Raw genomic sequence first — 18,099 nt, forward strand, 5'->3', positions numbered from 1 at the left:
CATGACAACAATCGCTTCGCGAGCGGGCGCCGGCAGTCTCGGTGTGGTGAAGTTCGGGGCGTTGCAGGCCAAGGTGGAACTGGTCATCCGCTTCACCCGGCCGAGCGCACTGGGTCACCTGATCGTTCCGATCGCCTTGGTCCTGATCTTCACGAACGTGGACGTCAGCGATGTCCTGGGTGGGCAAGGCGCCGTCGGGATGCTCGCCGGGATCGCGGCCGCGTCGCTGTTCGTCGGTGGATTCGTCGGGATCTGCGGGGAGCTCGTCTCCGAACAGGACGACGGAACCATGCTCAGGGTCCGGACGCTGCCCTACGGGCTCGCAGGGCATCTGATCGGAAAGACGTTGAGTCTGTTGGTGACCGGTGTGGTGACCGCGTTGCTGATCCTCATCCCAGCCCACATTTTCGTCGCCCCGATCCTGCCCGGGACGGTCGCGGGATGGGTCGCGTTGGCCGGTGTCGCGGCGTTGACGTTGTTCGCGACCGTGCCCATCGGTGCCGTCGCCGGAAGCCTGGTGAAGTCGCCGCTGGCGATCTTCCCGATCTCGTTGGTGGCGTATGCCCTGATGTCGGTGTCGGGCATCTTCTTCTCCATCGGGGACCTCCCGGATTGGCTGACGGTTCCCATCAAGTTCTTCCCGGTCTACTGGCTGGGATTGTTGTCACGGGTGACGCTGGTCCCCGGCACCACGTTCGACGGTGTCGGACAGGTGGTGCTGGCGATCGGGGTACCCGTGGCGTGGGCGGTGCTGGGGCTTGTCCTGGCGCCGCGGGCGTTGCGGGTGATGACCCGCCGCCAGTCAGGTGCTCGCCTGGAAGCCCTCGCGCAGCGTCGTGCCGCGCGGGGCTACTGAACTCCGAGCACCCGTTGTAGTTCTGGCGTGCAAATCGCATGTCGGGGAACCGAAAGGAGAAACACGATGTCGTTCAAGGACTTGATCGTCGGTGACCATCGCAACCCCCGAGAAGAGATTGTCGCGATCTTCGGCGAACATCAAAGCACCGAGGACCCACAAGCGATCGCCCGCGCCACCACATGGGCGCAGGGTGTGCTGAACGCCGCTGGGATCCCGGCGGACAAGCAGGTCGAGGCGATCGCTGAAATCCGCAGGGCGGAGCCACGTCTGGGTCTCAAGTCGGCGACCCACCTGGCGTCGTTGCTCAAGAAGTAGAGTTCGCTCGGCGAAACGTCCGGCCCTGTACCGACGGTGCGGGGCCGGACGTTTGTGTGGGTGCTCGTCGCGAACGGGCAATATGCACCCGATGTCAGTGGAGATCCGTACCATCGCAGCATGAATCACGACCTCGATCGCAAGGCCCTGGTCGACGAACGCGCGGCGACGCTGGCGCTGATCGAGACCATGTCGGCGCGGCTGCGGTCGGTGGTGGAGGCCGGCGCCGATGCGAGTTCCGACGACGAACATGATCCGGAAGGTTCCACCCTCGCATTCGAACGCGGACAACTGGTTGCGCAGGTGGCCCGCTCGAAGGCACGGCTGACGGAGATCGATGCCGCGATGGCGCGGCTCGGACTGGGAACCTATGGCATCTGCGAACAGTGCGGGAACGAGATCGGCGAAGCCCGGCTCGAAGCCCTCCCCGCCGCCCGTCTGTGCATCACCTGCGCTTCGCGATCCCAATCGAGGCAATGGTGAATCAGGGCCGTCGCGGGTCGGGGTGATTACGGTGAGATCGGACAACATGGACCGATCGAGAAGAGGTACGGACGTGAACACATTCCAGAAGGTCGCCGGCGCGGTCAACAAAGTTGTCGTCGCGGCGATGAAGGCGCCCGGGGTCGACAAGGTCGCCGGCGGATCGATGCTGATGCTCACCTACACGGGCCGTAAGTCGGGAAAGACTTTCAGTCTGCCGGTGAGCTACAAGCAGCGGGGTGACGAGTTGCTCATCGGCGTTGCGCTCCCCGACAAGAAGAACTGGTGGCGGAACTTCTCCGGCGAGGGCGGCCCTGTGACGGTGACGCTTCACGGCGCGGAACGAACCGGGCACGCGATCAGTCGGCGGAACGATCGCGGCCAGGTCTCGGTGAAGGTGACGCTGGACGACAAAAGCGCCTGAACGACGTCGCCCCCGGGAGGCGGGGGTGGTCGCGTCTCCACCTAAACGGACCGGAGTATCGTTTCGGTGTCGTTAGGAGACAAAACAATGGCATCTGCACAAAAACGGTCCACCTTGGACATCGGTCTGTTGGCACTGCGAGTCGGCGTGGGCGGCACCCTGTTCGCCCACGGCACCCAGAAACTCTTCGGCTGGTTCGGCGGACACGGCCTCGACGCCACCGCCGGCGCGTTCGACGGGATGGGGTTCAAGCCGGCCAAGCCCTCTGCTGCCGTCGCGGGTATCAGCGAAGCCGGGGGAGCGCTCATCGCAATCGGAGCTGCCACTCCTGTGGCCGCCGCCGGTGCTGTCGGTGCGATGATCGGCGCGGCCGCGGTGCACAAGCCGGCCGGCTTCTTCGCGACCGCAGGTGGCTACGAATACCCGGCCACGCTGGGCCTTGCCGCCGCAGCGCTGGCTCTCACCGGACCGGGCAAGTACTCCGTCGACGCGGCTCTCGGGCATCGCCTCAACACCAGCCGAGTGGCCATCGGCGCCTTGGCGGCTGCGGGTGCCGGAGCAGGATATGTGGTGGCCCGGCGTCAGAAGGCCGTCGCGCAGGCGTCTGCTGCAGCGGACTCCACCGAGACCGCTTAGTCGCGTCCAGCTCGTCTCCGGGTCGTCTCGGTGTCGTCGGCGCCGGGTCTCGACGTCGACGACCCGGCCCCGCGCACGGCGGTACGCGGCACGTTTTCGGCACTTGCGTCACCACGACCCACGTGTCGGATGAGAAGATGTGGGACGTGGATGTGCGTGCCAAGAACAATGTGAAGATCGTCGGGCGGGACGGTGGCCCGACGATCGTGTTGGCACACGGTTTCGGATGCGATCAGAATCTGTGGCGGTTGGTCACCGAACGACTGGTCGCGGACTACCGCGTTGTGCTCTTCGACCATGTCGGAGCCGGCGCCTCGGACCCCTCGGCGTGGGACGCCGAGCGCTATTCCACACTCGATGCCTACGCCGAGGACGTTCTCGCCTTGGTCGAAGGTCTCGACCTGCGCGACGTCGTGTTCGTCGGCCACTCCGTCGCTTCGATGATCGGTGTCCTCGCCGTCGCGGCCGATCCGAGCAGGTTCGCCAAACTCGTGCTCCTCACTCCTTCGCCGCGGTATGTGGACGACGAGTCCGACGGCTACCGGGGCGGATTCACTCGGGCCGACATCGATGAACTGCTCGAGTCGCTGGAAGCCAACTACCTGGGGTGGTCGCAGACCATGGCCCCGAACATCATGGGCAATCCCGATCGGCCCCAGCTCGGCGGCGAACTGACCGAGAGTTTCTGCCGCACCGATCCGGCCAAGGCGCTTGTGTTCGCGCGCACCACCTTCCTGTCCGACAACCGTGAGGACCTCGCGCGGGTGAGCATTCCGACCCTCGTCATCGAGTGCGCCAGGGACTCGCTGGCCCCGCGCCACGTCGGCGCCTATGTTCACGAACGCATCGACGGGAGTGAACTGGTGACACTCGACGCGAGCGGCCACTGTCCTCAGCTCAGTGCGCCTGAGGCCACCACGGAGGCAATCACCGCGTTTGCCGGCCACCGCTGATGCAGCGGGATCCACGCGAACTCCGGCAACCAGGCGACCGTTCCATCGAGCACGCGGACATCCTCGAGGAGAACCTCGAAGATCTCTACGAGAACGCGCCCTGCGGGTACCTGTCGACATGGCCCGACGGCCGCATCGCTCGGATCAACGCCACGCTCGCTTCGTGGCTCGGATTCGAGCGGGACGCGTTGCTGGATGAGCCGTTCACCGATCTGCTCACCGCAGGCGGTCGAATCCACTACGAAACCCACTTCGCGCCCTTGCTGCAGCTCGAAGGCGAGCTCAGCGGGATCACCGTCGACCTTGTTGCGGCGCAGGGTGAACGACTTCCCGTCTTCGTCACCGCCAACGTCAAGACCGACGCCTCGGGGTCGGTGGTGCTGGTACGCATCACCCTTCAGGATGCCCGCGACCGCAGAGCGTACGAGAAACAACTGCTCGAAGAGCGGCGAATGGCAGAGCACGAACGGGCCCGTGTACAGGTACTCGCCTCGACCTTGCGACGATCGCTTCTGCCACCGTCGCTCACCCCGCCCGCCGGTATGGATGCGGCGGCCTACTACCACCCCGCGTCCACCGACGACGTCGGCGGCGACTTCTACGACCTGTTCGCCCTGTCCGACCACAAGTGGGGATTCTTCCTCGGAGATGTGTGCGGCAAGGGGGCAACGGCGGCGGCGGTCACATCGTTGACCCGGTACACGTTGCGGTCCGCTGCGGTGTTCGACGACGACCCCGTTGCCGTGCTGCACAACCTCGACGCGGTACTGCACTCGAACTATCACGGTGACGAACCACGTTTCTGCACAGTTGTTTTCGGTGTTCTGACCCGTCGCGACGACGGGTTCGACGTCCACCTCGCCAGCGGTGGGCATCCTCCGGCGCTGTTGCTCACCGCGGACGGGGAGGCGGAGTACATCAGCACCGCGGGGGCCAGTTCGTCGGCATCCTTCGCGACCCCAAGTTCGTCTCGAAACGGGTGCACCTGTCGGCCGGCGATACTCTTGTGCTCTACACGGACGGGTTGACCGAGGCCCGAATCGGGCCTGGTACAGAGCGATACGATGACGACGGTGCGCTGATCGAGTTCGCGGCAGCGCACGCACCGACCACCGCCGAAGCGATCGTCGATGACCTGCGTGAACTGTTGGCAAGCTTCGGAACCGGTCTGGAAGACGACACCGCGGTCATGGCGCTGGGCGTGGCACGAGAGAACACATCGACCTGATCTGTGGAATTTTCCACGACCTCGGCGTGAAGGTGAACATGCAGGATGTGCTGACGGATCTGATGACGATCTGGCGTTCGGGCGGGACGGCCGGTGTGGGAACCGTTGTGCGGACCTTTCGTTCGGCCCCGCGACCGCCAGGCGCATCGATGGTGGTCGCTTCGGACGGAACGGTGAGCGGTTCGGTGTCGGGTGGATGTGTGGAAGGCGCCGTCTACGAACTCGCAACCGACTCGACGCGCACCGGCATTCCTGTGCTGCAGCGTTACGGGATCACCGACGACGACGCATTTGCCGTGGGCCTGACGTGCGGCGGTGTGATCGACGTGTTCGCCGAGGCCGTTTCACAGCAAACGTTTCCCGAACTCGGCGACGTCGCCGACCATATCGAGCACCATCGGCCCGTGGCAGTCGCGACCGTGATCGACCACACCGACACCGACGAGGTGGGACGCCGGCTGATCATCACGCCGGAGAAGGTCAGCGGCACACTGGGGTCGGACCGGATGGACAGCGCTGTCGTCGACGACGCACGCGGGCTGCTTGTTGCCGGACGCAGTGAGGTCCTCACCTATGGCCCCGATGGCCAGCGCCGCGGCGAAGGTATGTCGGTGTTCGTCTCCAGCTTCGCGCCGCGGCCGAGGATGCTGGTGTTCGGCGCGATCGACTTCGCGGCGGCCGTCGCCGAGCAGGGTTCGTTCCTCGGATATCGCGTCACCGTCTGCGACGCGCGTTCGGTGTTCGCCACGTCCGCACGGTTTCCGACCGCGGACGAGGTGATCGTCGACTGGCCGCACCGGTATCTCGCCGGGCAGGTGGAGGCCGATGCACTCGATGCGCGCAGTGTCATCTGCGTTCTCACCCATGACCCGAAGTTCGATGTGCCGCTACTCGAAGTCGCTTTGCGCATACCGGATGTCGGGTACATCGGTGCCATGGGGTCACGCCGCACCCACGACGACCGGGTCGAGCGTTTGCGGGCAGCAGGCCTCACCGACGACGAACTGAGTCGGCTCGCCAGTCCCATCGGGCTCGATCTGGGAGCCCGCACCCCGGAAGAGACGGCGGTCTCGATCGCCGCCGAGATCATCGCCCGCCGCTGGGGCGGAGCCGGCCGGCCACTGTCGCAGACCGACGGCCGTATCCACCACGAGTGAGTCAGTCGGTGCTCGGTGGCGGGGTGAAACCTTCGGGCCACATGGTGGCACCGTCGTACTTGACCTCGTCGAAGTCGACGTCGGTGAGGTTGGCGCCGGTGAAGTCCACTCCGAAAAGCTCTGCGCCGGTGAACTTCGCGTGACTCAGGTCGTGGCCCGCGAAGCTGACATCCCACAGCACCGCCCCGCTGAAGTCGACCGCCTGTAGCGCGGCGCCGTCGAAACTGGTCAGCCGGCCTGCCTGCCCGGGCGCAGGATTGGCGGCCACCTCGTTGTCGATGGTGACGTCGGTGAACTCGGCGCCCACGAGGTTGGCATCACGCAGATCGACGCCCAGCAGAATGGTGTCCCCGAGCTTCGCGTAGGAGAGATTGGCCCCCTGCAGGTTGGTCGAGAGCAGATCGCACCCGTGCAGGTCGGCCTCACTGAAGTTCGCTCCCGGCAGGTCCAGGCCGGAGAGGCTCAGTCCGGCGAGGTCCAGTCCGTAGAACGGCCGCTCCACAGAGGGATCGGCATTGGAGCGACCGCGGATGAAGCGGAGATTCTCGAGGCGCTCGGCACGTTGACTCTGGCGGTCCGAGATCTCGTGGTCTCGGTCGGCGCGCACGTCGTCGATGATCTTCTGGCCGATCATCGTGGCGACACTGACGAAGACCGCGACGATCCCGGCCACGACCACATCTCTGACCCACCACCGGGGTCCTGAACCGTCAGCAAGGGATCGCGCGATCACCGCCTCATCATCGCCCACACAGGCCGTTTGGGCGGGACAACGCGAACGAGTCAGCTGAAGGTCTTCTTCAGGTGGTCCACCACCGCGCCGGCGTCGATGCCGTGCTGGGCGTATCCGAGGTACCCGTCGGGGCGGATGACGTACAGCGACCTGTCACCCGGACCGTATGCCGCAGCGAACAGTCCATCGGAATCTGTGATGACGGGCAGCAGGCTCTGCCCAGGATCGACGCCCGGGGCAACCACCAGGTAGGTGTCGAGAAGGTCGTGGGCTGCGTCGGCCGCGGTTGTCGCGACATCTTCCAGCTGTGTGAGGTCGTCGATGCCGGAGATGTTGTCCACGTAGAGGATTGCGGTGTGCCGAAGACGATCGAGCAGCGAGAACAGTCGAAAGGTCCCACTGACGGCCGGTCGGGTGAGGCCGGTGGCGTCGGGAGCCCGCAGCCCTGCCGCGACGAGCGCCCGGCCAGTCGGGGCGTTCCCGAGAATCGGACTGCCTGCGTAGTCGATGAGGAGCTGGGCCTCACGCTTCATGATGTGGGTCAGGTCGTCGGAGTCGGCACCGATGCCCTCGCGGGCACTGCGAACAGTTCTGCCCACCACCTCTTCCCCGACCGGACGACGCTCCGCGTCGTAGCTGGCGAGCAGGTCGGGCGACGCATGCCCGTCGACGGCCAAGGCGATCTTCCAGGCCAGATTGTGCGCGTCCTGGATACCGGTGTTCATGCCCTGCGCGCCGGTCGGGGGATGGATGTGCGCGGCGTCGCCCGCGACGAACACCCGCTGTGCGCCATAGGAATCGACGATGCGATGACTGATGCGGAACACCGACGACCACCGCAGGTTCGTCGCACGGGTGGGCTCGGGCGCAAGCCGGTCCAGCACGTCCTGGATGTGGTGGAGTTCGGGCTGCCGGCCCGCTTCGAATCCGTGCGCGACCGCACCGGAGTCGGTGGTCGTGCTCTTCGCCGTCAGTTCGTCGGGCACCAGCATCGACATGCGGTAGCGGCCGCGGCCAGGTAGCGGGATGCAGACCAGGACGTCGTCGGTGGCTCCGTCGGTCTGGTGCATGGAGCGGATTCCGAATCCGGCCGGCTGATCCCAATCGACCTCGACATCACCGAGCATGTACTGCTCCTCAAACGCCGCGCCCTCGAACGTCAGGCCCAGTGTCTTGCGGGTGATGCTGTGCGCGCCGTCGCAGCCGATGAGGTAGCGCGCTCGAACCGTCTGCTCGCCGTCGTCGCCGGCCAGAGTCGCCCGCACACCGTCGGCGTCCTGCTCGAAGCCGGTCAGCCGCAGACCTCGCTCGACGGGAAGGTCGAGGGTGGCCAGCCGGTCGCGCAGGATGCGTTCGGTGTCGTACTGGGGGATGGCTGTGAACCCGAAGGGGATGTCGTCGGGCAGTGTCAATTCGAGTTGGCTGACGCGCTCGCCGTTGACGTACACGATCTGGCCACGCATCTGGATGGCCGCGTCCAGGACCTGGCGCAGAACACCCATCCCCTCGAAGATCTCCAGGGTGCGCGGCTGGACACCCACAGCTTTTGCGTACTGCGGGGGTTGGAGCAACGGGTCGACGATGCGGCATCGCACGCCGTGCCGTCGTAGTTCGATTGCGGCGGTGAGGCCGATCGGTCCTGCGCCCGCGATGAGGACGTCCGTGTCGGCCATGCTTACCACCTGTTCTCGAGCCGTCTGAATGCACCGAATTATGCGGCAACTCCGACTCGGAGACTGTGGTTCCGGTCACATTTGCCGGACATAAGTGCAGATCAGTGAACCCCAGGCGCACTGGTTTGATGACTCGGGAATTATTCGGACCGAGGTCCGTTTACACTTCACGTAGGCGAAACCACAGCTCGACAAGGGAGACCACCACAATGAGCACTGCAGTAAACAACGCACTCGAGACCGGCACCTGGACCATCGACCCGGTTCACTCGGCCGTCAACTTCTCCGTACGTCACCTCATGGTGAGCAAGGTTCGCGGCAAGTTCGAGAACTTCTCCGGCGCCATCACGGTCGACGAGAACGGCAACCCCGCCGTCACCGCCGAGATCGACGTCAACTCGATCAACACCGGCAACGAACAGCGCGACGGACACATCAAGTCTGCTGACTTCTTCGAGGTCGAGAAGTACCCGACCGCCACCTTCACCTCCACCTCGGTCAAGCCCGACGGCGGCGACTACCTCCTCGAAGGTGATTTCACCCTTCACGGTGTCACCCGGCCCGTCACCCTCAAGCTCGAGTTCAACGGCGTGAACCCCGGCATGGGCAACGGTCCGGTCGCAGGCTTCGAGGCCTCGGTTGTGCTCAACCGCAAGGACTTCGGCATCGACATCGACATGCCCCTGGAAACCGGCGGCACCGTCGTCGGCGACAAGGTGACCATCACACTCGAGATCGAGGCCGGCAAAGCCGAAGCCTGATCTGGGCCCCCGGCCCTCCTGAGATTCGCGCCGCCTGTCGACGTACGCGCCCGTTACAACCGGAGCGTCCGTCGGTAGGCGGCGCGAATTTCATGTGGGGGAGCGGGTCCCGCCGAGTCCGGTCAGCAGCATGTCGACCAGTGAGGCCACGAAGTCGCCGGTCACAGGCTCGCGATTGAGCAACACCCGCGCGTAGATCGGCGCATGGATCACCTCGACTGCGATGGAATAGTCGGGCTGATTGTCCGCACTGAGCTCACCGCGGTCGACGGCCCGCGCGAAGACCGTCTTGAGTGCCTCGGTCCTGGCGTCGATGATGCGCCGCCGGGCGTCGCCGAGTGGGTCGATCTCCACCGGCATCGCAGACAACCTCAGCAGTGCCTTCATCTGTGGGCTGGTGAGCGACACGTTGAGATCGACACACATGGCGATCAGGTCGCCCCGCAGCGAACCGGTGTCGGGCGCGGGTATCGATGGGTCGAGGTGGTTGATCAGCGCGTCGGTGACCAGTTGCTCCTTGGTCTTCCATCGTCGGTAGACCGAGGTGACGTGCACGCCTGCGCGGTCGGCCACCTGCGCGATGGTGAGTCCGTCGAATCCCACATTGAGCAGCTCGTGGACCGCCGCCGACATGACCCCGTCGCGCACCGCCGCACCGCGACGATGGGAGCGCGCCGGCCGCTTCGGCGAACTGGACTGGGTCACTGATCGACTCTAACGCAACTCGAGTTGCGCTATGTATACTCAGCCGTGACTTCGATCGCGATCTGGCCACGTCCGGGGGCATGATCAGCGGCGAGAGAAGGCGGAATCCGACGATGGCGCACCCGATCGGCTGGCGATCGCTGCTCAGTGGTGTCTCCGGCAAGCGTGCCGCGGTGGCCAGGTTGTCGCGTCGCCGCCGCATCGCCCGGGCTCACGCCGCCTCCTCACCGCTTGTCGGCGCGTCACGGGCGGTTCGGCGAATCGACGAGTTCCTGATCGGCGTCCCCGATCCCAGTCAAGACGGCCCGGCCAGCCCGGCGGCACGTGGCCAATCGCTTCCTCATCCTCGCCGGTCTCGGCCTGGTGGCCAGTAACACCTTCGCGGCCATCGAGATGGTCGTCATGGTGCGGCTGGTGATGACCGGTGGCGAGTTGAGTGTGTGGGGGATGGTCGACACGTCGAATGTTCCGGTCATCATCGCCTCCGTGGTCGGCGCTCTTCTCATCGGTGGGAGCCTGAGCGCCTACCTGGTGTATCCGCAGTTGATGTGGTTCACCAAGGCCGTCGCGGCCTCACCCGCCCGGCGACGATCGATCCAGATGATGCCGTTGCAGCAGGCAAGTGCGGCAATGGTCACCTGGACAACCGGGGCCGCGATCTACATACCCTTCGGGCTGGGCGGTACCGCAGTCGAGTTCGTGGTGTTCGGCTCTGCGTTCCTGATGGCGGGAACATCTGCCGGTTGTCTCACGTACCTTCTCGTCGAACGTGTTTCGCGGCCGATCGTCGCCATCGCGATGCGTGATGGGGTTCTCGCTGGGTCGCTGCTCGGCGTCCGTGAACGGCTTCTCGCCGTGTGGATCGTGTTCTCCGCGGTGCCGTTGCTGGGCATCATCGCCATCAACGTGGGCCGCGCGACGGGTTGGCTGCCCGAAAATCGCTATGTACTGGACGCCCCCACCGTCGTGCTGGCGACGTTCTGCCTCCTCGGTGGTATCCGTGCCACCTTCCTGGTGTCGCGGTCCATCACCGACCCGCTGCGTGAGATCCGCGTGGGTATGGAGGAGGTGCAGGTGGCGCACACGTATCCCGTACTCGACGTCTACGATTCGTCCGAACTCGGCATCCTGCAGCAGGGATTCAACGACATGGTCAGCGGACTCGCCGAGCGCGAACAGATCCGCGAACTCTTCGAACGACATGTGGGCGACGGTGTCGCCAAGCTCGCGATGGAACGCGGCGATGGCTTCCACGGCGAGAACACCTTTGTCGGAGTCCTTTTCGTCGACATCCAGGGATCCACCCGACTCGCCGAACGCGAAGCCCCGGACACCGTGGCGGCCATCTTGAACAGCTTCTTCGCGATCGTCGCCGACGTCGTCGATCGGCACAGCGGCTTCATCAACAAGTTCGAGGGTGATGCGGCGCTGGCGATCTTCGGGGCGCCCAGCCCGGTGGACGACCCGGCGGGAGCTGCGCTCGCCGCGGCGCGCGATCTGCATTCCGAACTCCAAGTTCTGCGGCCACTGCGATTTTCGATCGGCGTCTCGGCAGGTGTGGTGTTTGCCGGCAACATCGGCGCGACCACGCGGTACGAGTACACCGTGGTGGGGGACGCCGTCAACGAATCGGCACGACTGTCGGAGGCCGCCAAGTCAGTGCGGTCTCATGTACTGGCCAGTGGTTCGGCGCTCGCGTCGTCCGAGGTCGAGGCCGGAGAGTGGAACTCGATCGGGTCCCTGGTGCTACGTGGTCGCGCCGAACCCACCAAGCTGTACACCGTTGCCGTGGCGAATGATTCGGAAGAGTGGAACCTCAGGACGCTGGTCGAGGGTGCACTGAAGATACCGGCGACGGTGTTGGGGCTGCGTCCTCGGCAATGAGATGTTTCGAACGAACCGAGCGGGATCCGAACGAAGGTAGGTTGTGAGCATGAGCTGGAACACATCGGATATTCCTGACCAAACCGGACGGACTTTTTCATCACCGGAGCGAACAGCGGGCTCGGTGAGCAGAGCGCACTCGCGTTGGGCGCCGCCGGCGCGCGGGTGATCCTCGCCTGCCGCAACGTCGCCAAGGCGGAGCCGGTCGCCGCGCGAATCGGCGACAACGCCACGATCACCGAACTCGACCTGGCGAGCCTGGACTCGGTTCGTGCATGCGCCGAACGAACGGGGCCGATCGACGTGCTGATCAACAACGCCGGCGTGATGGCGGTCCCGCAGGGGCGCACCGCAGATGGGTTCGAAATGCAGTTCGGCACAAATCATCTCGGGCACTTCGCGCTCACCGGTCTGCTCCTGCCCAAGGTGTCCGACCGGGTCGTGACGTTGTCGTCGTCCATGCACCAGATCGGCAAGATGAACCTCGAGGACCCCAACTACCGCCAGCGTCGGTACTCGCGGTGGCCCGCCTACGGTCAGTCCAAACTGGCCAACCTGCTGTTCGGGTATGAATTGGCCAAGCGCCTCACCGCGGTGGGTTCGCACGTGAAATCAATTGTGGCGCACCCCGGTTACGCATCGACGGAGCTTCAGTCGCACACCGAGTCGATCTGGGATCGCGTGATGGCGCTGGGTGGCTCCTACTTCGCCCAGTCCGCTGCCGACGGCGCACTTCCGCAGCTGTATGCGGCGACGTCCCCGCAGGCGCGTTCGGGTGCCTTCTATGGTCCGACCCAGTTGGGTGGGATGCGCGGGGCACCCGGACCCGCCAAGTCGAACAAGCGATCACACGATGAGCTGATGGCAGCCGGGCTGTGGGACCTGTCCGAATCACTCACCGGGGTCGAGTACTCGTTCGAGCAGGTATCGCGATAATCGAGCTCACAGCACGCCGCGCGGCCGGAACTGCACGCTGACGCGAGGCCCCACACCGGTGGTCTTGGGCACCGCGTGCTCCCACGTGCGCTGGCAGCTGCCGCCCATGACGAGCAGGTCGCCGTGGCCGACGGTGAACTTCAACGACGCGCCGCCGCCGACCGGACGTAACAGGAGTGGCCGGGGTGAGCCGAGGGACACGATGGCGACCATCGTGTCCTCGGTCTTGCCCCGGCCGATCTTGTCTCCATGCCACGCGACACTGTCGTTTCCATTGCGATACAGACAGAGTCCGGCAGTGGCGAACCCTTCGGGTAGCTCGCGGCGGTAGTGATGGCCGAGGGCCTCGCGACATCTGTCCAAGAGGGGATGCGGCAGTTGCGCATGTTCCCCGTAGTGGCACAGCAGACGGGGCACATCGAGTACTCGGTCGTACATCGTGCGTCGCTCGTCGCGCCAGGGCACGTCGGCGGACAGGCGGCTGAACAGTTCGTCCGCGCCGACTATCCAGCCGGGCCGCAGGTCCACCCAGGCGCCGTGCGTGAGCGGGCGCCTGACGACTGCGCTTCCCAGCTCCGACAGCGCCGGGTCCGTGGATGCTTCCTCGAACAGTGAGGCCTGGCGACCGGCATTCATGGTTCCAGGATAGCCGCTATCGAACACGCGTGCGAATAGAATGATTGACGAGACTGTCAGACCTTAGGTAAAGTAACTCTTTACCAACGACGGTTCGTCGCCGACGAACGCGCCATCTGCCAGAAAGAGTCATGTCGAGCGCATCGCGCCCATTCTTGTCCAGCATCACCAGTGAACAACCGCGAGCGGGGCTGACCCGACGTTGATTGTCCTGACCATCGCCCTCGGTGTCGGCGTCGTCCTGCTCATCACCGCGATGACCGGCTATTTTGTCGCCCAAGAGTTCGCTTTCATGTCGGTTGACCGATCCCGTCTCAAGGCGCGGGCCGAGGCAGGTGATGCGGGAGCCGCCCGCGCGCTCAAGGTCACCCGGCGCACATCGTTCATGTTGTCCGGGGCGCAGCTGGGGATCACCGTGACCGGCCTGCTGGTCGGCTATGTCGCCGAACCGCTCATCGGCCGGGGATTGGGGGAATTGCTCGGCGGAGTCGGCATCCCCACCGGCGTAGGTATCGCCGTCGGCGCTGTCATCGCGGTGGTGTTCTCGACCTTCGTCCAGATGCTCTTCGGCGAGCTGTTCCCGAAGAACCTCGCGATCGCGCGCCCCGAACCCGTCGCGCGCCGGCTCGCCCTGTCGACCACCATCTACCTCTCGCTCTTCGGCTGGCTGATCTGGTTGTTCGACCAGTCATCGAACCTGTTGCTGCGAGCCCTGCGCATCGAACCGGTGCACGACGTGGAGCACTCGGCGACCGCTCGCGATCTCGAGCACATCGTCGCCAGGTCTCGCGAAGTCGGCGAGTTGCCCGCGGAACTCTCCGCGCTGCTCGACCGGATCCTCGACTTCCCCGATCGCACCGCCGAACACGCGATGGTGCCGCGCGCCCGGGTGGACACCGTGAGTGCCGACGCCCCGGTGACGCAGGTGCTGACAACCATGGGGAGTGGCCACACGCGTTACCCCGTGGTCGGTACGACTTCCGATGATCTGCTGGGTGTGATCGATCTGCATGACCTGCTGTCGGTGCAGCCGGACGGTGCCGACGCTGCGTCCTGCATGCGTGAAGCGGTGATCGTACCCACCAGTCTTCCTCTGCCGCAGGTGGTCTCGCGATTGGTGGGCGCATCGGCGGAGATGGCACTCGTGGTGGACGAGTACGGCGGATTTGCCGGAGTCATCACCATCGAGGACATCGCTGAAGAGCTGGTGGGTGACATCGCCGATGAACACGACGACGGTCACGTCGCGATCAGCGGGTCGCGCGAGGACGGCTGGACGATCGCCGGGGATGTGCACCTCGACGAGGTGGAGCGACTGGTGGGACACCGGATACCGGAAGGCGATGTCGAAACGCTCTCGGGTCTGGTGGTTTCCAGGTTCGCCGACTTTCCCGCCGTGAACGACGTTGTCGCCATCCCTCTTTCGCCCGACCCGGCCGACCTGGTCGACGAGTCGACCCCGGCCCCGCGACTTCTGAAGGCACAGGTGCTGGCCATCGACAACCGGGTCCCGTCATCGCTCCTGGTGACGATCAGCGGTACGGAGATCCACTCATGAGTAATCCATGGATTGTCCTGGCCATCACGGTGGCGTTGATCGCTGCCAGTGCCTTCTTCGTCGCCGTCGAGTTCGCGCTGATAGCCGCACGCCGTCACCGACTCGAGGATGCCGCACCCGACAGCCGTGCGGCCCGCGCCGCCCTGCGCAGTGCTTCCGAACTGTCGGTGTTGCTGGCGGGTTCACAGTTGGGCATCACCGTCTGCACCCTGGCGCTCGGTGCGGTCACCAAACCCGCTGTGCACCACTGGCTCACCCCACTGTTCGATGACTGGGGCGCACCCTCATGGCTCGCGGACGTCGCCGGATTCGTTCTGGCCCTCATCATCGTCACCTTCCTGCACCTGGTTGTCGGTGAGATGGCACCGAAGTCGTGGGCCATTGCACATCCCGAACGATCGGCCACGCTGCTCGCCCTGCCGATGAGGGGTTTCATGGTGCTCACCCGGCCGATCTTGTTGGCGCTCAACCACATGGCGAACTGGTTCTTGGCCAAGGTGGGAGTCGAACCGGTCGACGAGCTCGAGTCCGGGCAGGACTCGGCAACGCTACGGCATCTCGTCGAGCACTCGGCGACGGTCGGCACACTCGACGAGCGCTACCACGGCCAGTTGATGGCCGCCCTGGAGTTGGAGAGTGTGACGATCGGGGAACTGCTGACGCCGGGCATCGAGCCGGTGAGTGTCCGAGCCGATGCGACCGTGGCGCAGGTTCGTGAAGCCGCCACCGGCAGTGGACATCTGCGGATCCTGGTCAGGGGTCGCCACACGGTGGAGGGAATGGTCCACGTGCGCGACACCATCGGGGTGCCGCAGAGCGGTCCTGCTCTGGAGCTGATGCGCCCGGTGCTGACCCTGCCCGGGACAACCCCGGTCTACGAGGCGCTGCAGCGGGCCAAGGCCGAGAGCAACCACGTGATGGTGGTCGTCGACGACAGCAACCGTGAGCCGGGAATCCTCACGGTGAACGATGTGCTGCTGCGGTTGCTGCCGGTGGGTGCCGACGCCTGATCGTGAGTCGGCGCTGACCAGGGTATTCGACCGTCAGGACAGGGCGCGGAGGCGCTCGGCTGCCTGTTCGATCACGGCGTCCTCCTTGGCGAACGCGAACCGCACCAGATGGGTCCACTGCTCGGGGTGGTCCACGAACGCGCTGACCGGGACCGCGGCGACCCCGATGCGAGCAGGCAGATCGCGGCAGAACTGGGCGCCGTCGTGGTAGCCGAGTGGCCGGGGGTCGGCGCAGACAAAGTAGGTGCCCTCGCTGCGGTGGACGCCGAAGCCCACGTCCGTCAGCGCGGCGGAGATGAGGTCACGCTTGCGCTGCAACCCGGCCGACGATCGCCGGACCCATTCCATCTCCGTGCCCAGAGCGACGGCGATTGCCGGCTGGAACGGGCCGCTGCCGACAAAGCTCATGAACTGCTTGGCGGCTCGGGCCGCTGCGATCAACTCGGCCGGACCACTGATCCACCCGACCTTCCATCCGGTGACGTTGAAGGTCTTGCCTGCCGATGACACCCGCAACGTGCGCTCGCGCATCCCGGGCAGCGTCGCCAGAGGCGTGTGTACCCGCCCGTCGAACACCAGGTGCTCGTAGACCTCGTCGGTCAGTACCAGCACGTCGTTGTCGATGCAGACCTTGGCGATGGCCCTCAGATCTTCATCGGAAAGCACTGTGCCGGTGGGGTTGTGCGGACTGTTGATCACCACCATGGCCGTCTCGGGGGTGACGGCCGTGCGAAGGGCGTCGTGGTCGAGTGCAAAACCGTCGCCATCGGCGATCAGAGGGATGGTCACCCGCTCGGCACCGGCCATCGCTGTCGCGGCGGCGTAGGCGTCGTAATACGGTTCGATCAGCACCACCCGTTCGCCGGGCTCGACCAGCCCGATGATTGCTCCGGCGATCGCCTCGGTGGCGCCGACCGTGATCAGTACCTCGGTGGCCGGATCGTACTGCAGGCCATAGTGATCGAGTTGGTGCTGGGCCACCGCCTCCCGCAGGGCCGGGATGCCTGGACCGGGCGGGTACTGGTTCTGGCCGGTCGCGATGGCCTCTTGCGCCGCGGCGAGCATCGCCGCCGGGCCGTCGGTGTCCGGGAATCCCTGACCGAGATTGATGGCATCGTGCTCGGCCGCCAGCTGCGACATCTCGGCGAAGATGGTGGACGAGAACGGCTGTAGGCGCTTGACCGTCCGCATGCGGGCTGCCGGCTTCTTTTCGCTGGTCATCGGAAGAGTGGTGTCCCGGTGAGCTTGTCCGGATTCGACAGGTCGTACACCGCGACGATCTTGCCGCCGCTGACGGCCAGCGCCGTCACCCGCCGATGCAGCGGGCTCTGTTCACGGATCCCGGCGTCGGTGAGCAGGCCCATCTCGCCGTTGATCAGCACGGGACGCGTGTGGCGGGTCATCTCGCTGCCGTACCGCGTCATCACGGTGGAGAGCAGTCGCAGGACGGTGGCCGAGCCGACGATCGGGCCGGTTGCCGACCTCGTGACCCCGTTGCTGTCGGCAAAGTACGTCAGATCCGGGTGAGCAAGTGCGGCAAGCGATTCCATGTCGCCCAATGTCAACGCGAGCACGCCTTGCGCGACCACCTCGTTATGGTCTTCGATGCTGTCGGGCTGCAGCGTGTCGGCCATCAGCTCGGCACCCTTGTCGGCGAGCCGGTTGACCTTGTCGGCCGAGATCGCCAAGGCGCCGGCGATCTGCCCGGCGTCTGTTCCGAAACAATCCCGCAGCACGTACGAGATGCGGGTCGTGGGGGACAGTGATTCGAGGGCCACCATGGTGGCCAGGCGTGCGCCGTCGCCTGCGACGGCCGACGCCAGCGGATCCTCGAACGAATCGGGTTCGAGGACAATGGGTTCGGGAAGCCATGGCCCGGTATAGGTCTGTTTGCGTACTGCAGCCGCCTGCAGTGCCGCGAGAGCGGCCCGCACTGTGCGGACCAAGCGGTCTGCCGGGTCTGAGGTGGAACCGCCGTCGGCCGCAATCCCGAGGGCAGCGACAACACTGCCGGTGAGCCGATAGCCGACCGACAACAGCTGCGGGTCACTCCGCTCGAACGTCGCAGTGGACACCTCGACAGCTTACAGTTTGCCGATGGTCAGATGCCCATTGCCGGTGGTTCCACCTCCGCGTCGTCGACCTCGC

The 18,099-nt window shown here is 65.5% G+C and carries 18 protein-coding genes and 2 pseudogenes; 14 read left to right on the forward strand and 6 right to left on the reverse strand.

The genetic code is table 11. The features are described from left to right. Position 1 precedes the first annotated feature (1 nt). From MVA47_RS10130 to MVA47_RS10165, 8 genes and pseudogenes are all read left to right on the forward strand, one after another. Positions 2 to 856 (forward strand): ABC transporter permease, encoded by an 855-nt coding sequence (locus MVA47_RS10130; protein ID WP_247207757.1) that lies wholly within the window; start codon positions 2 to 4, stop codon positions 854 to 856. Positions 857 to 922: 66 nt separating this feature from the next. Beyond that, positions 923 to 1,174 carry a hypothetical protein gene (locus MVA47_RS10135; RefSeq protein WP_247207758.1) on the forward strand — a complete coding sequence of 84 codons (252 nt, stop codon included), beginning with the start codon at positions 923 to 925 and terminating at the stop codon, positions 1,172 to 1,174. Positions 1,175 to 1,294: 120 nt separating this feature from the next. After that, positions 1,295 to 1,657, forward strand: a complete 363-nt coding sequence (locus tag MVA47_RS10140) for a TraR/DksA C4-type zinc finger protein (RefSeq protein ID WP_023955389.1) — start codon at positions 1,295 to 1,297, stop codon at positions 1,655 to 1,657. Positions 1,658 to 1,730: 73 nt separating this feature from the next. Continuing rightward, entirely contained in the window at positions 1,731 to 2,081 is a 351-nt protein-coding gene (locus tag MVA47_RS10145; protein ID WP_247207759.1) for a nitroreductase/quinone reductase family protein, read from the forward strand. An 87-nt stretch (positions 2,082 to 2,168) separates the two neighbouring features. Beyond that, on the forward strand, positions 2,169 to 2,717 hold the full coding sequence (locus MVA47_RS10150; RefSeq protein WP_247207760.1) for a DoxX family protein: 549 nt from the start codon (positions 2,169 to 2,171) through the stop codon (positions 2,715 to 2,717). 137 nt (positions 2,718 to 2,854) lie between these two features. Further along, entirely contained in the window at positions 2,855 to 3,670 is an 816-nt protein-coding gene (locus MVA47_RS10155; protein WP_281505156.1) for an alpha/beta fold hydrolase, read from the forward strand. Further along, a pseudogene (locus MVA47_RS10160) lies at positions 3,670 to 4,898 on the forward strand (PP2C family protein-serine/threonine phosphatase). The gene MVA47_RS10155 and the pseudogene MVA47_RS10160 overlap by 1 nt, the downstream one beginning before the upstream one ends. 38 nt (positions 4,899 to 4,936) lie before the next feature. Then, positions 4,937 to 6,055 carry an XdhC/CoxI family protein gene (locus MVA47_RS10165; protein WP_247207761.1) on the forward strand — a complete coding sequence of 373 codons (1,119 nt, stop codon included), beginning with the start codon at positions 4,937 to 4,939 and terminating at the stop codon, positions 6,053 to 6,055. A 1-nt stretch (position 6,056) separates the two neighbouring features. On the opposite strand, the gene MVA47_RS10170 is transcribed toward MVA47_RS10165, so the two are convergent. Beyond that, positions 6,057 to 6,806 carry a pentapeptide repeat-containing protein gene (locus MVA47_RS10170; protein ID WP_247207762.1) on the reverse strand — a complete coding sequence of 250 codons (750 nt, stop codon included), beginning with the start codon at positions 6,804 to 6,806 and terminating at the stop codon, positions 6,057 to 6,059. Between the two features lie 32 nt (positions 6,807 to 6,838). Beyond that, entirely contained in the window at positions 6,839 to 8,461 is a 1,623-nt protein-coding gene (locus MVA47_RS10175) for an FAD-dependent monooxygenase (RefSeq protein ID WP_247207763.1), read from the reverse strand. A gap of 209 nt (positions 8,462 to 8,670) precedes the next feature. Between MVA47_RS10175 and MVA47_RS10180 the strand changes: the two genes are divergently transcribed. Further along, positions 8,671 to 9,222 carry a YceI family protein gene (locus MVA47_RS10180; protein ID WP_247207764.1) on the forward strand — a complete coding sequence of 184 codons (552 nt, stop codon included), beginning with the start codon at positions 8,671 to 8,673 and terminating at the stop codon, positions 9,220 to 9,222. Positions 9,223 to 9,312: 90 nt separating this feature from the next. Here the strand turns inward: MVA47_RS10180 and MVA47_RS10185 are convergent, their stop codons facing one another. Then, positions 9,313 to 9,927, reverse strand: coding sequence for a TetR/AcrR family transcriptional regulator (locus tag MVA47_RS10185; RefSeq protein WP_247207765.1), 615 nt, complete (start codon positions 9,925 to 9,927; stop codon positions 9,313 to 9,315). A gap of 113 nt (positions 9,928 to 10,040) precedes the next feature. Between MVA47_RS10185 and MVA47_RS10190 the strand changes: the two genes are divergently transcribed. The 3 genes and pseudogenes from MVA47_RS10190 (at position 10,041) to MVA47_RS10200 (ending at position 12,747) form a co-directional block, all read left to right on the forward strand. Then, a complete protein-coding gene (locus MVA47_RS10190; protein ID WP_247207766.1) occupies positions 10,041 to 10,301 on the forward strand; it encodes a hypothetical protein in 261 nt (86 codons plus the stop codon). Next, positions 10,252 to 11,811: an adenylate/guanylate cyclase domain-containing protein gene (locus tag MVA47_RS27015; protein ID WP_247207768.1), complete on the forward strand. Its 1,560-nt coding sequence runs from the start codon at positions 10,252 to 10,254 to the stop codon at positions 11,809 to 11,811. Before MVA47_RS10190 ends, MVA47_RS27015 begins: the two co-directional genes overlap by 50 nt. 49 nt (positions 11,812 to 11,860) lie before the next feature. Next, positions 11,861 to 12,747: pseudogene (locus tag MVA47_RS10200) on the forward strand (oxidoreductase). 6 nt (positions 12,748 to 12,753) lie between these two features. Here MVA47_RS10200 and MVA47_RS10205 read toward each other — a convergent pair. Further along, positions 12,754 to 13,383 carry an alpha-ketoglutarate-dependent dioxygenase AlkB gene (locus MVA47_RS10205; protein ID WP_247207770.1) on the reverse strand — a complete coding sequence of 210 codons (630 nt, stop codon included), beginning with the start codon at positions 13,381 to 13,383 and terminating at the stop codon, positions 12,754 to 12,756. A 202-nt stretch (positions 13,384 to 13,585) separates the two neighbouring features. On the opposite strand from MVA47_RS10205, the gene MVA47_RS10210 reads away from it, so the two are divergent. Together MVA47_RS10210 and MVA47_RS10215 are read left to right on the forward strand one after the other, a co-directional pair. Then, the gene (locus tag MVA47_RS10210) at positions 13,586 to 14,941 is read left to right on the forward strand and encodes a hemolysin family protein (RefSeq protein ID WP_281504704.1); all 1,356 of its coding nucleotides are present in this window, start codon (positions 13,586 to 13,588) and stop codon (positions 14,939 to 14,941) included. Then, positions 14,938 to 15,951: a hemolysin family protein gene (locus MVA47_RS10215; protein WP_247207772.1), complete on the forward strand. Its 1,014-nt coding sequence runs from the start codon at positions 14,938 to 14,940 to the stop codon at positions 15,949 to 15,951. Before MVA47_RS10210 ends, MVA47_RS10215 begins: the two co-directional genes overlap by 4 nt. 33 nt (positions 15,952 to 15,984) lie before the next feature. Here MVA47_RS10215 and MVA47_RS10220 read toward each other — a convergent pair whose 3' ends face one another. After that, positions 15,985 to 17,142 (reverse strand): pyridoxal phosphate-dependent aminotransferase, encoded by a 1,158-nt coding sequence (locus MVA47_RS10220; protein WP_247210706.1) that lies wholly within the window; start codon positions 17,140 to 17,142, stop codon positions 15,985 to 15,987. Positions 17,143 to 17,168: 26 nt separating this feature from the next. Continuing rightward, positions 17,169 to 18,026 (reverse strand): RNA polymerase sigma factor SigJ, encoded by an 858-nt coding sequence (locus MVA47_RS10225; RefSeq protein WP_247207774.1) that lies wholly within the window; start codon positions 18,024 to 18,026, stop codon positions 17,169 to 17,171. Positions 18,027 to 18,099: the final 73 nt, after the last annotated feature.

Origin of the sequence: Williamsia sp. DF01-3 (genome assembly GCF_023051145.1) — a bacterium.
Classification (GTDB): domain Bacteria; phylum Actinomycetota; class Actinomycetes; order Mycobacteriales; family Mycobacteriaceae; genus Williamsia.

Excerpts from the sequence above, each read along its gene's own strand:
- MVA47_RS10130 (WP_247207757.1), top strand. The coding sequence starts at position 2 with ATGACAACAATCGCTTCGCGAGCGGGCGCCGGCAGTCTCGGTGTGGTG.
- MVA47_RS10135 (WP_247207758.1), top strand. The coding sequence starts at position 923 with ATGTCGTTCAAGGACTTGATCGTCGGTGACCATCGCAACCCCCGAGAA.
- MVA47_RS10140 (WP_023955389.1), top strand. The coding sequence starts at position 1,295 with ATGAATCACGACCTCGATCGCAAGGCCCTGGTCGACGAACGCGCGGCG.
- MVA47_RS10150 (WP_247207760.1), top strand. The coding sequence starts at position 2,169 with ATGGCATCTGCACAAAAACGGTCCACCTTGGACATCGGTCTGTTGGCA.
- MVA47_RS10155 (WP_281505156.1), top strand. The coding sequence starts at position 2,855 with ATGTGGGACGTGGATGTGCGTGCCAAGAACAATGTGAAGATCGTCGGG.
- MVA47_RS10165 (WP_247207761.1), top strand. The coding sequence starts at position 4,937 with ATGCAGGATGTGCTGACGGATCTGATGACGATCTGGCGTTCGGGCGGG.
- MVA47_RS10175 (WP_247207763.1), bottom strand. The coding sequence starts at position 8,461 with ATGGCCGACACGGACGTCCTCATCGCGGGCGCAGGACCGATCGGCCTC.
- MVA47_RS10180 (WP_247207764.1), top strand. The coding sequence starts at position 8,671 with ATGAGCACTGCAGTAAACAACGCACTCGAGACCGGCACCTGGACCATC.
- MVA47_RS10190 (WP_247207766.1), top strand. The coding sequence starts at position 10,041 with ATGGCGCACCCGATCGGCTGGCGATCGCTGCTCAGTGGTGTCTCCGGC.
- MVA47_RS10205 (WP_247207770.1), bottom strand. The coding sequence starts at position 13,383 with ATGAATGCCGGTCGCCAGGCCTCACTGTTCGAGGAAGCATCCACGGAC.
- MVA47_RS10215 (WP_247207772.1), top strand. The coding sequence starts at position 14,938 with ATGAGTAATCCATGGATTGTCCTGGCCATCACGGTGGCGTTGATCGCT.
- MVA47_RS10220 (WP_247210706.1), bottom strand. The coding sequence starts at position 17,142 with ATGCGGACGGTCAAGCGCCTACAGCCGTTCTCGTCCACCATCTTCGCC.